Source organism: Streptomyces sp. NPDC051582 (assembly GCF_040681715.1).
In the GTDB taxonomy this organism is placed as follows: domain Bacteria; phylum Actinomycetota; class Actinomycetes; order Streptomycetales; family Streptomycetaceae; genus Streptomyces.
Genome location: NZ_JBFAZJ010000016.1, coordinates 76,601 through 90,385 on the forward strand (window position 1 = coordinate 76,601; position 13,785 = coordinate 90,385).

The window sequence follows — 13,785 nt, forward strand, 5'->3', positions numbered from 1 at the left end:
CCTGTGACCCCGGTCACCCTTGCGTTCATTGAGTTCACGGCCCGGTGCACACTGAGCGTCATGTTCCGTTTTCCCCGACCGCCGCGCAGCCTCGCCGGCCAGCTCTTCGCCATGCAGGTGCTGCTGGTCGCCGTGGTCGTGGCCGGCTGCGCGGTCTTCGCGTACGCCACCGCCCGCGGGCAGGCCGAGGAGGCCGCCCGGCGCCAGGCGGGGGCCGTGGCCCGGGCCGTCGCCGACTCCCCGTCCGTGCGCGAGGCCGTACACGGGGCCGCGGCCGGCCGGAACCCCTCGGCCGCGCTCCAGCCCTACGCCGAGCGGGTCCGCGTGGACTCCGGGGTGGACTTCGTGACGATCATGGCCCCGGACGGGCGGCGCTGGACCCACCCCGACCCCCACCGGATCGGCGAGCCCTTCATGGGGAACACCGCCCCCGCCCTGCGCGGCGAGACCTTCAGCGAGACCTACACCGGCACCCTCGGGCCCTCCATCCGCGTGGTCACCCCGCTCATGGACGACGGCCGGGTCACCGGCATGGTCAGCGCCGGCATCACCGTCCGCGCGATCAGCGCCCGGCTCGCCGAGCAGCTCACCGTCCTCGCCTGGGTCGCGGCCGGTGCTCTCGCCCTGGGCGGAGCCGGTACGTACGTGGTCAACGCCCGGCTGCGCCGGCACACCCACGGCATGAACGCGGGCGAGCTCAGCCGGATGTACGACTACCACCAGGCGGCCCTGCACGGCGTCCGCGAGGGCCTGCTCATGCTCGACGGCCAGCGCCGCATCACCCTCATCAACGACGCCGGACGAGAACTGCTCGGCCTGCGCGGGGACGTCCGGGGCGCCGGCGCCGCCGACCTCGGACTGCCGGCGCCGCTCACCGGCGCCCTGCTCGCCGACCGGCCCCGCGTGGACGAGGTGCACCTGACCACCGACCGGGTGCTCGTCCTCAACAGCTCGCCCGTCGCGGGCGGCGGCCGCCGCGGCACCGTGGTCACCCTCCGCGACCACACCGAACTCCAGTCGCTCACCGGCGAACTGGACCAGGAACGCGGGTTCACCGAGGCGCTGCGCTCGCAGGCCCACGAGGCCGCCAACCGGCTGCACACCGTGGTCTCCCTCATAGAACTCGGCCGCGCGGACGAGGCGGTGGAATTCGCCACCGCCGAACTCCAGCTGGCCCAGGCCCTGACCGACGAGGTGGTCACCGGAGTCGGCGAACCCGTCCTGGTGGCGCTGCTGCTGGGCAAGGCCGCCCAGGCGCACGAACGCGGAGTGGAACTGGTCGTCACCCCCGACAGCCGCGCCGTCCGGGCCGGCACCGGAAACCTCCCGGCCCGGGACCTCGTCACCGTGCTCGGAAACCTCCTCGACAACGCCGTCGACGCCCTGACCGGCGTCCCGGGGGCCCGGATCGCGGTCACCGTCCGCCCCGACGGGGACGCACTGCTGCTCCGGGTCGCCGACAACGGACCCGGACTGCCCGCGGGCGCCGCCGCCGACGTGTTCCTGCGCGGCTGGTCGGGCAAGGGTGAAGGGCGCGGCCTCGGCCTCGCCCTGGTCCGGCAGGTGGCCCACCGGCACGGCGGGAGCGCGGTGGTCACCGAAGGGCCGGGCGGGGGAGCCGAGTTCACCGTACGACTGCCGATGCGAAGGGAGCCGACCCCATGAGCGACGTGCACGGGGCGCCCGCGGGATCCGCGGTACGGGTGCTGGTGGTCGAGGACGACCCCGTCGCCGCCGACGCGCACGCCCTCTACGTCGGCCGGGTGCCCGGCTTCACCGCCGTCGGCGCCGTCCACTCGCTCGCCGAGGCCACCCGCCTCCTGGAGCGGACCCGGGTCGACCTGCTGCTGCTCGACCTCACCCTGCCCGACGGGCACGGGCTGCGCTTCGCCCGCCGGCTGCGGGCCTCCGGGCACCCCGTGGACGTGATCGTCGTGACCTCGGCGCGCGACCTGGCCGTGGTGCGCGAGAGCGTCTCGCTCGGCGTGGTCCAGTACGTGCTGAAGCCGTTCGCCTTCCCGACGCTGCGCGAACGACTGCTGCGCTACGCCGAGTTCCGTGCGACGGCGGGTGAGGCCGCCGGCCAGGACGACGTGGACCGGGCGCTCGCCGCCCTGCGTGCCCCGAGCCCCGCCGAGCTCCCCAAAGGGCTGAGCGCGCCGACCCTGGACCGGGTCGGCGCGCTGCTGCGGGCGGCGCCCGAGGGGCTGACCGCCGCGGGGGCGGCGGAGGCGGCCGGGATCTCCCGGATCACGGCCCGCCGCTACCTGGAACACCTGGTGGACACCGGCCGGGCGGACCGGACCCCCCGCTACGGGCAGGTCGGCCGCCCGGAACTGCACTACCGCTGGCTGGCCGCTGCGGCGGGGACCGGTTCCGTGTCGAAGGTGTAGAACTTGCGGTGGTCCAGCAGGTCGGCCGGGGTCACGTCGTTCCACGGCCGCATCGTGTCGTTCAGGTCGACGACGTTCGTGGTGCCCGCGGCCGGCACATACGCGGACTGCGGGTGGCGGGCCTGCCACTCGGCCCACAGCTTGTCGATGTAGGCGTGGTGCATCCAGAACACCGGGTCGTTGGGGGAGACCCCGGTGGCCATCTGGCCGCCGACCCAGACGTGCACCCGGTTGTGCAGGTTGGCGCCGCGCCAGCCCTCCAGGTGGTTGCGGAAGCCGTTCGAGGAGCTGTTCCAGGGGGCCATGTCGTACACCGGCATGGCAAGGACGGACTCCACCTCCGCCTTGGTCGGCAGTTCGGCCACGCCCGAGCCGAGCGCGCGGCGCAGGTAGGTGCGCCCGTCCACCCGTACGTTCACGTTGAACTTCCCGGTGGCGTAGGCGAAGGGCCCGTCCATGACCTGTCCGTCCCGGGCCCTGCCGGTGCCGCCGAGGAAGTCGGCTGCCCAGAGGGAGGAGCGGGAGGTGCGGTCCGCGGTCCAGTCCCAGTAGGGGAGCGCCACCTTCGGGTCCACTTTCTGCAGTTCGGCCTCGAACTCCAGCAGGAAGCGGCGGTGCCAGGGGAGGAAGGAGGGGGAGCGGTGGCCCACCCGTTCGCCCGAGTCGGTGTCGCTCATGATGAACCCGTTGTGGGTGGTCACGAAGCGGTCGTAGACACCCGTCCGCTTCAGTTCCAGCAGGGCGTTCGTGAAGGCGCGCTTCTCCTCGGGGGTGAGCGCGGCCTGGTTCTTGCGGACGGTCATGCCGTGCCTCCCATGGGCGCGAAGGGGGCGAGGACGGCGCCCTGGAGCTCGCGCACGGCGGCGCGGGCGAGCGAGACCGGATCGGCGTACGTCTCGTAGTGGTTGACCACGCTGATCCAGGTGCCGTCGGCATTGCGCATGACGTGCAGCTCGCGGCCGTCTATCCGGACGGTGGGCAGGCCGTCGTGGCCGCCCCCGTGGTGGCCGCCGTGGTGGCCGCCGCCGTCCGCGGCCGGGGTGATCTGTATGCGGCGGCCCTGGTACACCTCGTCGACCGTGCCGGCGGGTATGGAGGCGCGGGAGTCGGCGGCGGCCGCGTGCGCGGTGGCGCCCGCTATGCCGAGGGCTGAGAGTGCGCCGGCTGCGGTGCCCAAGGCCTGCCGGCGGGTGATCTTGTTCATGGGCCGAAGAACTATCAGGATCGCGCGAGCCCTTGACCGATATCCGGACATCGGCGGATAAGTTTCCCGTAGAACCAGTTGGTCGATCTTCCCGTTCGGACCGGCTCCGGCGGCCCGAACGGGAAGATCTTCGAACGAAAGTCTACCCGACAGTAATTTATCCGGTCGCGCGCGGTCCCCTTCTCGTAACGATCAGTCACTTATAGTCCGAATATGGCTCTTCACGAGACGAAAGACGTAGGCGCAGCCGACGCCGACGAGGATGTCTTCACGTCCACACTCAGCGGCGAGATCCTCCCCAAGTACCGGATGCCCGACGAGCACGCGCCCACCGAGGTGGTCTACGAGCTGCTCAGCAACGAGCTCCTCCTCGACGGCAACGCGGCCCAGAACCTGGCCACCTTCTGCACCACCTGGTCCGACGACGGCGTGCACCGCCTGATGAACCAGTGCCTCGACAAGAACATGATCGACAAGGACGAGTACCCGCAGACCGCGGAGATCGAGGCCCGCTGCGTCAACATCCTGGCCGACCTCTGGAACGCACCGGCCGGCGGCGCGGCCACCGGCTGCTCCACCACCGGGTCCAGCGAGGCCGCCATGCTCGGCGGTCTCGCCCTCAAATTCCGCTGGCGCGCCCGCCGCCGGGCCCAGGGGCTCCCCGCCGACCGCCCCAACCTGGTGTGCGGGCCGGTCCAGATCTGCTGGGAGAAGTTCGCCCGCTACTTCGACGTCGAACTGCGCCCGGTCCCGCTCGAACCCGACGCCACCGGCCTGCGCCCCCATCAGCTCGCCGAGTACGTCGACGAGAACACCATCGGCGTCGTCGCCATCGTCGGGGTCACCTACACCTGCGACTACGAGCCCGTGGCCGAGATCGCCGCCGAACTCGACCGCATCCAGGCCGAGCACGGCTGGGACATCCCGATCCACGTGGACGGGGCCAGCGGCGGCTTCGTCGCCCCCTTCCTCCACCCCGACGTGGTGTGGGACTTCCGGCTGCCGCGCGTGGCCTCCGTCAACACCTCCGGGCACAAGTACGGGCTCGCGCCCCTGGGCGTCGGCTGGATCGTCTGGCGCACCGCCGATCTGCTGCCCAAGGAACTCGTCTTCGACGTGGACTACCTGGGCGGCGACATGCCGACCTTCGCCCTCAACTTCTCCCGCCCCGGCGGCGAGGTCATCGCCCAGTACTACCTGTTCCTGCGGCTCGGCCGGGCCGGCTACCGGCGCGTCCACGAGGCCTGCGTCGCCACCGCCCAGTACCTGGCCGGGGAGATCGCCGCCATGGGCCCGTTCACCCTGCTCTACGACGGCCTCGGAGGCCTCCCCGCCGTCTCCTACCGGCTCACCGACCAGGCCGCCGCCGGGTTCAGCCTCTACGACCTCTCCGACCGGCTGCGGATGCGCGGCTGGCAGGTGCCCTCGTACCCGCTGCCGGCCGCCCGCCAGGACACCGTCATCCAGCGGGTACTGATCCGGCACGGGGTGACCCGCGACCAGATCGCCCTGCTCGTCACGGACCTGCGCAACGCGGTGGAACACCTCACGGCGGCGCCCCCGCCGGCCCCGGCGACCGAGCCCCGCTCGGGGTTCCACCACTAGGGGGTCTTCCGGGTCAGGCCGGGTCAGGCCGGGTCAGGCTGGCGTCGACCAGCGCATCCCGAGGACGTCCAGGGCGGCGACGCGGTCCGGGGCGAGGGCAGCGGAACGGGAGCGCTGGTTGGCGATCCAGACGCCCAGGCGCACCTCCCGTCCGCCGACCTGCTCCACGTGCGTGCGCGGGACGCGCAGGTGCTGCTCGCGGGTGTGGAACTGACGGGCCGCGGCCAGGTGGTCCGCCCACTTCTCGGCCTGCGTACGCCGGGGGCGCGGCCGCTCGGCCGCGCTCGCCCCGGTCACGCCCAGCGTGTGCTCCAGCAGCCAGCGCTGCGCCCAGGCCAGCTGCTCCCACGCCAGCCGCTGGGCACGCACCCACCGGCCCAGGTCCTCGCCCTGCACGACCACCTCGCCGGGGGCGAGCGGCAGCCGGCCGCCCGCGTCGAGGTGGACGCGGGTCAGGTGGAAGGCGCGCTGCCAGGACACCTCCCAGGCCGGGCACCAGGACGCGTCGATGGCCTCCAGGGCCTCCCGGCGCTCCTGCGGCAGGGAGCCGGGGCCCTCGCGGCGGGCGGCGGCCCGCTGGTTCTTGACCCACACCCCGACGGGCGCGCCGCGCCATGTGGCCTCCGCCGGCGGCAGCAGGTGGCCGTGTTCCGCCGCCCAGCCGCGCGCCGCCGCGAGTCCCTCCTCGTAGGCCACGTCGAAGTGGCTCCACACCATCCCGAGTCCGTCGAGCTGCGCGACCCGCTCGCGGCCCAGGGCGCCCCGGCGGTGGGTGCGCCGAACGTCCGCGATCCACTGGCCGAGCGGGAACCGCTCAAGCCCGGGCGGCCAGGCCCCGGCGGCCGCTTCCGTACCGGCTCGCGCCTGCCCGGCCGGCACCCTGAACGCGAACGGCACCCGCAGGTCCCCCGCCCGGGCCGCGTAGATCCGGGCCGCCTCCACCCCGCGCCGCCAGTTCTCGTGCTCCGGATGCAGTACGCGCAGCCGGATGAACGCCGCCAGCAGCGCCGGATCGCGCGGGGTGGAGAAGCTCAGCAGGGCCCGCGCCCCGGTCCGCATCCCGGCCCCGGCCACCGCCTCGCTCCCGGCCTCCGCCCCCGCCCGGCTCGGCGCCTGTGGCTGGGCCAGGGATTCGACCAGCCGGGTGTCGTGCGCCCGCAGCGCCTCCAGCAGCCGGGCGAGGTCACCGTACGCGCGCGAGGTCAGCATCGATTCGGCCGTCTCACCCGGCCCCAGCAGCACGGGGACCACCAGCGAGGCGACCTTTCCCTCGCCGGGACGGATGCGCAGCGCCCGCCCTACGGCCTGGACCAGGTCCGGCATCGACCCCCGCACGTCCGCCCAGAAGACGGAATCGCACTCCTTGGTGTCCACGCCCTCGCCCAGTACCCGGACACTGCCGAGGAAGGCCTTGTCTGCGCCCCCGTCCGCCGCGAACCGCGCCAGCACCTGCCGGCGGTGCACGGCCGTGTGCTGCCCGCACAGCCAGTCCGCCCAGACCGTACGGGGGTACACCGGCTCGGCCGCCCCGCTCGCGGCCCGCAGCCGCCGCGCGACCGCCGGCAGCCCGGCCGCGAAGGCCTCGGCCTCCCGCGTCAGGTGGTGGAACACGAGGGTCCGCCGGAACCCCTGGTCCGCGGCCGCCTTCACCAGCGCCGCCTGGAGGGCCGCCAGCCGCGATCCGCGCACGGCGTCGGAGCGCGCGTCCGTGCCCAGGAGCACGGCCGCCTGGAACCCCGGATCGCTGACGTCCACGCACACCACCCGGTACGGGGCGCAGATGCCGCGGTCGATGGCCTCCGCGAGGGTCAGGGTGTGGCAGCGCGCGCCGAAGGGGCCGGCGGGGTCGTCCTCCATCGACGCGACGAGCCCGCCCCGCCCGGGGCCGCCCTCCTCACCCTCCTCGCCCTCCTCTTCCTGCGAGCCGTCCTGCCAGACCCGGGGCGTGGCCGTCATGTACAGCCGCCGGACTGAGGGGATCCGGGTGTTGTCGTGCACCACGGCCCACGGTTTCCCGGTCCGCCCGGACGTGCGGTGCGCCTCGTCGACCACGATCAGGTCCCAGCCGGGCAGCCCGGCGAGGTGGGCCTGCTCGATCGTGCCGAGCCCCAGCGTGGCGTACGTGGCGTACACCGTCACCCGCTGCGCCGACGGGCCCGCCCGGCGGGCCAGTTCGGCCGGGTCGGTCGTGGCCGGCATGCCCGCGTCGGCGGGGCGCAGGGAGCACACCGCGAGGGCCGCTCCGGTCCGGCCGCCCTCGCGCCAGGCCGCCGCCGTCTGCACGAGCAGGTCCAGCGAGGGGACGAGGACCAGGACCCGCCCGGCCCGCAGTTCCTCGGCCGAGCGGACGGCGACCAGGGACTTGCCGGAGCCGGTGGCCATGATCACCTGGGTCCGCAGTCCGGTCCCGGGCACCCGGCCGCCGGCGGGCAGTTCCAGGGCCCGCAGCACGGCGTCGACGGCCTCGCGCTGGTGCGGCCGGAGCTCTTTCCTCGCCATGCGCTGCTCCGTCCGCCGTTCCGCCCTGATCAGCCCTTTCGGCCCCAGACTCCATCCTGCACGAGGTTTGAAGCATTCAGGGCCGGCGGCGCGGGCGGAGCGTCCGGATCACATCTTGGCGCCGAAGTTCTGCGTCCACCAGGGACCGCCCGGACCCGAGTGGATGCCGACGCCGATGTCCTTGAAGGAGCAGTTGAGGATGTTGGCGCGGTGACCCGGGCTCTTCATCCACGAGTCCATGACCGAGGCCGCGGTCTGCTGGCCCCGCGCGATGTTCTCCCCGTACGTCGACCAGCGGTACCCGGCGGCCGTCGTCCGCTTGCCCGGGTCGGCGCCGTCGGGGTTGGTGTGGTCGAAGAAGTCCCGGGCCGCCATGTCGTCGGAGTGGCCCTGGGCGGCGCTCCGCAGCTGCGGGTCCTCCTTGAGGGGGCCGCAGCCGGCCGCGGCGCGCTCGGAGTTGACCAGTGCGATGACCTGGCCGGCGACACCCGCGGGGGCGGGTCCCGGCGCGGGCGCCGAAGGGCGCGGGGCCGGCGCCTTGGACTTCGTCGGCCCGGGGTTCGGCGTCGGGCTCGCGGCGGACGGGCTGGGCGAGGCGGAGGCCGAGGGGGAAGGGGAGGGCGAGGCCGAAGCGGAGGGCGAGGCCGATTCCGAGGGGGAGGCGAGCGGGGAGTCGGACGCCGTCAGCGCCGACACCGGGGCGGCGGGCGCGGCGCCGGTGTCCTTGTCGTCCGAGCCCGGGAACCCGCCGAGGTAGGCGAGGCCGCCGCCCGCCACGCACGCGGCGAGCACCGCGCCGCCGATCGCCCGGCGGCGGCCCTGGCGGCGCTTGCGCAGGGCGCTGCGACCACCGCCGGGGGCGGCCTCCGGTATGCCGCCCTGGCCGGAGACCGTGGGGGTGAGCTGCGTCGCGGCGTCGGAGAAGTCGGTGTCGCAGAAGTCGGCGCCGTCGAAGCCGGAACCGGAGCCGGCGCCGGAGCCCGTGCCCGCCCCGCCGTCGTACGCGTACGCCGCGTCGGCCGGGGCGAAGCCCGCACCCGTCGGGACGTAGCCGGCGGCCGCGGCCGCGCGGATGCCCGCCAGCACCGCCATCGAGACCGGGACCAGGGCCAGGCCCGCCAGCAGCCCCTCCGCCGGGAGCAGACCGCTCCACAGCCCCGCGCACCGTACGCACTCACGCGCGTGCCGGGCTATTCGCTTGCGCCACAGCGTCGACGGCACCCCGTCCCAGGTGCCCGTCAGCGCCCGCAGACCCTCGCACGGGGGCTGCGCCTCCAGCGCCCGCTCCACCACCCGGGCCGACTCCAGCTGCGCCTTCATCCGCTGCACCCGCACCGCCGTGTGCTGCGGGGACAGTTCGAGGGCCATGGCCACCTCGGCGCGGGTCAGCTCCCCGGCGCACTCCAGCCACCACAGCGACAGCAGCGCCCGGTCGTCGGTCTCCAGCCAGCGGGTGGCGCGGGCCGTCTCGCGCTGCTGGCCTTCGAGCTGGAGCCGCAGGACCGTCAGGTCCACGAAGTCGGCGCCCGGATCAGCCAGTTCCCAGGCGGCTTCGAGCCCGCTCTCGCCGGGGGCGCTGTGCCGGGCCTGCCAGTGCGCCCGCACCCGGTTCATCGCGATCGCGACCAGCCAGGACCGGAAGCTGTCGTCCGACCGCAGGGTGCCCAGCCCGTCGAGCGCCCGCAGCATCGTGTCCTGCACCACGTCATCCACGTCGACGGAGCCGTTCAGAGCGCGTCCGACGATGTTGTAGACGAGCGGCAGATAGGTGCCGACCAGCTCGTCCTGCGCGCGGGGATCGCCCGCGCGGGCCGCTGCCACCAGCGCTGCCGTGTGCTGTTCAGTCATGTGAGGTTCCCTGTCCGTACCGGCGGTCGATGATGCCCGATACCTGGGAGACCGTCGAGCACGGCCCGGATAACGGTTATCCGGAAGAACCCGAAGAAATTTTTGCGGAAGCCGGTGAGGGCGGCGTCGCGCCACTGTTTCACAGCAGCGGAGCGAGCGCCTCCGTGGCTGCGAGCAGGGCCGGCGCGTACGCCTCGATCTCCTCGCGGGAGACCAGGAAGGTCACGGTGGTGACGCTGACTCCGCCGATCGGGTGGCCGTCCGGGCTCAGGACGGCGGCGCCGACGCATCGGATCGTCGGCTCGTTCTCCTCGTCGTCGACGGCGAAGCCCCGGGCCCGGACCGCCTCCAGCTCCGCCAGCAGTGCCCGGGGGCCGGTCAGCGTCTTCGGCGTGCGACGCGGCAGGCCCGCGCTCGCGATCAGCGCCCGTACCTCCTCCTCGGGCAGGTGCGCCAGGATGCTCTTGCCGATCGCCGTGCTGTGCAGCGGCATCCGCATCCCGACCCGGGAAGCCGTCTGGAACGGCTGGTCGCCCTCCAGCTTCCGGATGTAGGTGAGCCTCTCCCCGCTGTGCAGGGCCAGGTGGACCGTCTGGCCGACGGCCTCGCGCAGTTCGCCGAGGATCCGCCCGATGCTGGCCGGCTCGCCACCGCTGACCAGGGCGGACAGCCCGCGCAGCCGGGGCCCCACCCCGTATCGCGATCCGCTCTGCGGGCGTACGAAGCCCTGCTCGGTCAGCGAGGCGAGGATCCGGTAGGCGCTCGACTTGGGCACGGCGGCGGCCGCCACCACGTCGGTGAGCCGGTGCGGTCCGCCCGGCGCGGCCACGGCCTCCAGGATCCGCATCGACTTCTCCAGCGCCGTGCCGGCGGCCGAGGTCCGGCCGCCGCGCGCGGGGCTCCCGGTCGCGTCCTGCGTGGATCCGTCTTCGGGCATGCGCTCTCCCAGGGAAGGGCGGGTGGGGGTAGGGTCTGCGAAAGAAGTTCCGCTACACGGTACCGCGTTCCACTACATGGAACAAATGGCGGATGCGACGCAGTAGAACAGATGGAGAGGGAGGGGTCCTTTGTCCTGCCACCCGTACGACGCGATGTCAGCCCAGCGCCTGCTGCCGGTCCTGCGCGACGCCGACGCGGACGGAGCCGTCCGCCGGACCGCCGCCCTGCTGGCCGCCGGCTGCCGCGTGGTCGAGCTGACCACCTCCACCCCCGGGTGGGCCGAGGCCCTCGCCCGGACCGCACCGCTCGCCGACGCACACGGCCGGCCGGCCCTGATCGGCGTCGGCACCGTCACCACGGCCGGCCAGGCCGAGACCGCCCTCGACGCGGGCGCGGCCTTCCTGATCTCCCCGTACCCGGCCCCCGAGGTCCGCGCGCTCGCCGACCGGCGCGGGGCGGTCTTCGTCGAGGGCGGCTTCACCCCGGGAGAGATCGCCTGCGCCGTCCGGTCGGCGGGCGCCGCCAAGGTGTTCCCGGCCCACGTCGGCGGCCCGCAGTTCATCCGCTCCCTCAAGGCGGTGCTGCCGGGGGCGCTGTTCATCCCGACCGGCGGCATCCGGCCCGCCGCGATCCGGGAGTGGCTCGCCGCCGGGGCCGCCGCCGTCGGCATCGGCAGTGGCCTCCCCGGCGATCCGGCCGAACTGGCCGCCGTGTTCGCCGATCTGGCCAGGCCGTGCTGCACCGGCTGCGCCGCCGCGGGAGGCTGAGGATGACGCCGCTGGGGCCGGCGCCCCGTACCGGCCGCGACACGGGCCGCGCCGGCGGCTACGACGTCCTCGTCCTCGGTGAGGTCCTCGTCGAGATCCACGCCGACACCGCCCTGCGGGAAGCCGCCGAGGGCACCCCGGCCCGCATCGCCTACTCCGGCGACGCCCTCAACGCGGCGGCCGCCGCGGCGGCCGCCGGGGCCCGGACCGCCCTGCTCACCGTCGTCGGCGACGACGAGCTCAGCGTCCCGCTGCTGCGCCGCGCGGCCGCCCTCGGCGTGGACGTCGCACACGTGCACCGCGCCCCGCGTCCCAACGGGGCCTACCTGCTGGCCTCCGACACCGAGGGCGACCGGGAGTTCGTCTACTGGCGCACCCGGAGCGCCGGCTCCATGCTCTCCACCCGGCACGTCGAGTCCTGGCGGGAGCTGCTGACCGGTACGAAGGCGCTCGTCACCAGCGGGATCACGGGCGCCCTGTCGGCGAGCAGCCGCGAGGCCGTGGTGGCCGCCGCCGAGACCGTGCACGGCGCCGGCGGGCACGTCTCGTACGACCCCAACTTCCGCCCCCGCCTGACCGGACGGGCCGGGGCCCGCGAGCTGCTGGCCCGGATCGCCCCGCTGACGGGACTGCTCAAAACCTCCTGCCCCGCCGACGCCGGGGCGCTGGTCGCCACCACGGACCCGCGGGCGGCCGCCGCCCGCTACCGCGCCCTGGGCGCCCGTACGGTCGTGGTCACCGCGGGCGCCGGCCCGCTGCTGCTCGACGACGGCGCGCGGGCGGGGTTCCACCCCGTGCCGGTCAACCCCGCTCCGGTGGACGCGACCGGCGCCGGGGACTGCTTCACCGGCACCGCCACCGCCCGGCTCGCCCTCGGCGACCCCCTCGCCGAGGCCGTCGCGTACGGCATGGCGGCGGCCTCGCTCTCGGTCTCGGGGCGCGGCGGCACCGGCCACGTCCCCGCGTTCGCCGAAACGGCGGCCCTGGCCGCCGCCCACCCCCTGAGCGGCTCCGGGTAGCGCCATCTCCCCGGCCTCCCCGCCCGCGCCGGCGATCGCGAAGTGACGCTCCTCGTGGCGGGGGGGCGTACGTGGTGGGACGCCGCCGGGCCGGGCCGTTCTCCGCGGCCCGGCGGCGCCGGTCTCGTGCCCGGTCAGCGGCCGTGCAGACCCCGGTCGACGGCCGTCATCAGCTCACCGTCGGCCGTGTCCGCGTCCAGGGACCAGAACATCGCGCCGCCCAGGCCGTTCTCGCGGATGTACTGCGTCTTGGTCCGCAGCACCTGCGGGTCGTCGTACGTCCACAGGGTGTTGCCGTCGAACAGCCAGGCGTGGCCGCCCCGGCGGTCGCGGTAGACCTTGTAGGTGCCGGAATCGGCCAGCTTCTTCAGCGCCTTGTAGTCCTCGTACCCGGCCGCCCACGTGGCCGGCGCCGGGCCCGTCGCGGGCCGGCCCATGCCGTCCCCGTCCCCGCCGCCGCCTACTCCGGTCCAGCCCTGCCCGTAGAACGGCATGCCCATCACCAGCTTGTCGGCCGGGGCCCCGCGGTGGCGCCAGGCCTCCACGGTGCCGGCGACGCTGAAGTCGCCGCGGGCGTGCAGGGCGGACTGCTGCGCGGTGACCGGCTCGCCGGAGACGTGGAAGTCGTATCCCTGGAGGTTCACGAAGTCGAGGTCGCGCATGATGCGGCGGACGTCGAAGCCCGCGTCGATCTTGGCTGGGGCGGTCGGGACGAACGCCGTCAGCTCGTACTTCTGCTTCCGCTTCTGGCCGCGCGCGTACGCGTCGAGCTGCGTACGGAACTCCTTGACCAGCGCCGCGAAGTTCTGCTTGTCCTCCGGGCGGTACGTGGTGTCCGTGTCGCCGGCCGAGCCGGGCCACTCCCAGTCGAGGTCGATCCCGTCGAAGAGGCCGGCCGCCGCGCCGGCCCCGCCGCGGGCGCCGTCCTGCGGCAGGTTGCCCTTGATGTAGAGGTCGATGCAGGACTGGACGAGGGCCTTGCGGGAGGCCGGGGTGAGCGCGGCGTCCGAGAAGTGCGTGGACCAGCTCCATCCGCCCAGCGAGAGCAGGACCTTGAGGCCGGGGTGCTTGGCCTTGAGCTCGCGCAGCTGGTTGAAGTTCCCGGCGAGCGGCTGCTCGGCGCCGTCGGCGACGCCGTCGACGGAGTTCGCGGCGTCGAGGGGGCGCACGTAGTCGGCCCAGGCGTCGGCCTCGCCCGGCACGTTCCCGGTGAAGCACTTGCCCTCCGCGCTGATGTTGCCGAAGGCGTAGTTGATGTGCGTGAGCTTGCCGGCGGTGCCGCTCGTTTCGAGGTCCTGGACCTGGAAGTCCCGTCCGTAGACGCCCCATTGGGTGAAGTACCCGACCCGCTTGTACGAGCGGTCGTGCCCGCCGTCGGCCTGTGCGGCTGCGGCGGGTGCGAGGGCGGTGAGCAGGGCGAGGGAACAGGCGGCGACGGCCAGCCTGCCGGGCATGCTGCGGCGCATGGGCTTCCTTTGCGGAGGCGGGAGCGGTGCGGGACGCGTGCGCGG

The 13,785-nt window shown here is 74.3% G+C and carries 11 protein-coding genes; 5 read left to right on the forward strand and 6 right to left on the reverse strand.

From position 1 onward, the window contains the following. Window positions 1-60 precede the first annotated feature (60 nt). Window positions 61-1,665, forward strand: a complete 1,605-nt coding sequence (locus AB0M92_RS21655) for a sensor histidine kinase (protein ID WP_366103876.1) — start codon at window positions 61-63, stop codon at window positions 1,663-1,665. Beyond that, window positions 1,662-2,393: a response regulator gene (locus AB0M92_RS21660; protein WP_366103877.1), complete on the forward strand. Its 732-nt coding sequence runs from the start codon at window positions 1,662-1,664 to the stop codon at window positions 2,391-2,393. The genes AB0M92_RS21655 and AB0M92_RS21660 overlap by 4 nt, the downstream gene beginning before the upstream one ends. On the opposite strand, the gene AB0M92_RS21665 is transcribed toward AB0M92_RS21660, so the two are convergent. Then, complete coding sequence (locus AB0M92_RS21665) at window positions 2,342-3,196, reverse strand: tyrosinase family protein (RefSeq protein ID WP_366103878.1); 855 nt, start codon at window positions 3,194-3,196, stop codon at window positions 2,342-2,344. The genes AB0M92_RS21660 and AB0M92_RS21665 overlap by 52 nt on opposite strands. Further along, window positions 3,193-3,597 (reverse strand): tyrosinase family oxidase copper chaperone, encoded by a 405-nt coding sequence (locus AB0M92_RS21670; RefSeq protein WP_366103879.1) that lies wholly within the window; start codon window positions 3,595-3,597, stop codon window positions 3,193-3,195. Before AB0M92_RS21670 ends, AB0M92_RS21665 begins: the two co-directional genes overlap by 4 nt. Before the next feature lie 213 nt (window positions 3,598-3,810). Here AB0M92_RS21670 and AB0M92_RS21675 point away from each other — a divergent pair, with 213 nt between their 5' ends. After that, window positions 3,811-5,202, forward strand: a complete 1,392-nt coding sequence (locus AB0M92_RS21675; RefSeq protein ID WP_366103880.1) for a glutamate decarboxylase — start codon at window positions 3,811-3,813, stop codon at window positions 5,200-5,202. A gap of 33 nt (window positions 5,203-5,235) precedes the next feature. On the opposite strand, the gene AB0M92_RS21680 is transcribed toward AB0M92_RS21675, so the two are convergent. The 3 genes from AB0M92_RS21680 to AB0M92_RS21690 form a co-directional block, all read right to left on the reverse strand. Further along, a complete protein-coding gene (locus AB0M92_RS21680; RefSeq protein WP_366103881.1) occupies window positions 5,236-7,701 on the reverse strand; it encodes a Helicase associated domain protein in 2,466 nt (821 codons plus the stop codon). A 108-nt stretch (window positions 7,702-7,809) separates the two neighbouring features. After that, a complete protein-coding gene (locus AB0M92_RS21685; protein WP_366103882.1) occupies window positions 7,810-9,549 on the reverse strand; it encodes a sigma-70 family RNA polymerase sigma factor in 1,740 nt (579 codons plus the stop codon). Window positions 9,550-9,688: 139 nt separating this feature from the next. Beyond that, window positions 9,689-10,486 carry an IclR family transcriptional regulator gene (locus tag AB0M92_RS21690; RefSeq protein WP_366103883.1) on the reverse strand — a complete coding sequence of 266 codons (798 nt, stop codon included), beginning with the start codon at window positions 10,484-10,486 and terminating at the stop codon, window positions 9,689-9,691. A 130-nt stretch (window positions 10,487-10,616) separates the two neighbouring features. Here AB0M92_RS21690 and AB0M92_RS21695 point away from each other — a divergent pair, with 130 nt between their 5' ends. Beyond that, window positions 10,617-11,255, forward strand: a complete 639-nt coding sequence (locus AB0M92_RS21695; protein WP_366103884.1) for a bifunctional 4-hydroxy-2-oxoglutarate aldolase/2-dehydro-3-deoxy-phosphogluconate aldolase — start codon at window positions 10,617-10,619, stop codon at window positions 11,253-11,255. Between the two features lie 2 nt (window positions 11,256-11,257). Further along, the gene (locus tag AB0M92_RS21700) at window positions 11,258-12,274 is read left to right on the forward strand and encodes a PfkB family carbohydrate kinase (protein ID WP_366103885.1); all 1,017 of its coding nucleotides are present in this window, start codon (window positions 11,258-11,260) and stop codon (window positions 12,272-12,274) included. A gap of 134 nt (window positions 12,275-12,408) precedes the next feature. Here AB0M92_RS21700 and AB0M92_RS21705 read toward each other — a convergent pair whose 3' ends face one another. Next, window positions 12,409-13,740, reverse strand: coding sequence for a glycoside hydrolase family 18 protein (locus AB0M92_RS21705; protein WP_366103886.1), 1,332 nt, complete (start codon window positions 13,738-13,740; stop codon window positions 12,409-12,411). Between the last annotated feature and the right edge of the window lie 45 nt (window positions 13,741-13,785).

What these genes read in the sequence shown, in the direction of transcription:
- AB0M92_RS21655 (WP_366103876.1), top strand. Translation starts at nt 61, where the DNA reads ATGTTCCGTTTTCCCCGACCGCCGCGCAGCCTCGCCGGCCAGCTCTTC.
- AB0M92_RS21660 (WP_366103877.1), top strand. Translation starts at nt 1,662, where the DNA reads ATGAGCGACGTGCACGGGGCGCCCGCGGGATCCGCGGTACGGGTGCTG.
- AB0M92_RS21665 (WP_366103878.1), bottom strand. Translation starts at nt 3,196, where the DNA reads ATGACCGTCCGCAAGAACCAGGCCGCGCTCACCCCCGAGGAGAAGCGC.
- AB0M92_RS21670 (WP_366103879.1), bottom strand. Translation starts at nt 3,597, where the DNA reads ATGAACAAGATCACCCGCCGGCAGGCCTTGGGCACCGCAGCCGGCGCA.
- AB0M92_RS21675 (WP_366103880.1), top strand. Translation starts at nt 3,811, where the DNA reads ATGGCTCTTCACGAGACGAAAGACGTAGGCGCAGCCGACGCCGACGAG.
- AB0M92_RS21680 (WP_366103881.1), bottom strand. Translation starts at nt 7,701, where the DNA reads ATGGCGAGGAAAGAGCTCCGGCCGCACCAGCGCGAGGCCGTCGACGCC.
- AB0M92_RS21685 (WP_366103882.1), bottom strand. Translation starts at nt 9,549, where the DNA reads ATGACTGAACAGCACACGGCAGCGCTGGTGGCAGCGGCCCGCGCGGGC.
- AB0M92_RS21690 (WP_366103883.1), bottom strand. Translation starts at nt 10,486, where the DNA reads ATGCCCGAAGACGGATCCACGCAGGACGCGACCGGGAGCCCCGCGCGC.
- AB0M92_RS21700 (WP_366103885.1), top strand. Translation starts at nt 11,258, where the DNA reads ATGACGCCGCTGGGGCCGGCGCCCCGTACCGGCCGCGACACGGGCCGC.
- AB0M92_RS21705 (WP_366103886.1), bottom strand. Translation starts at nt 13,740, where the DNA reads ATGCGCCGCAGCATGCCCGGCAGGCTGGCCGTCGCCGCCTGTTCCCTC.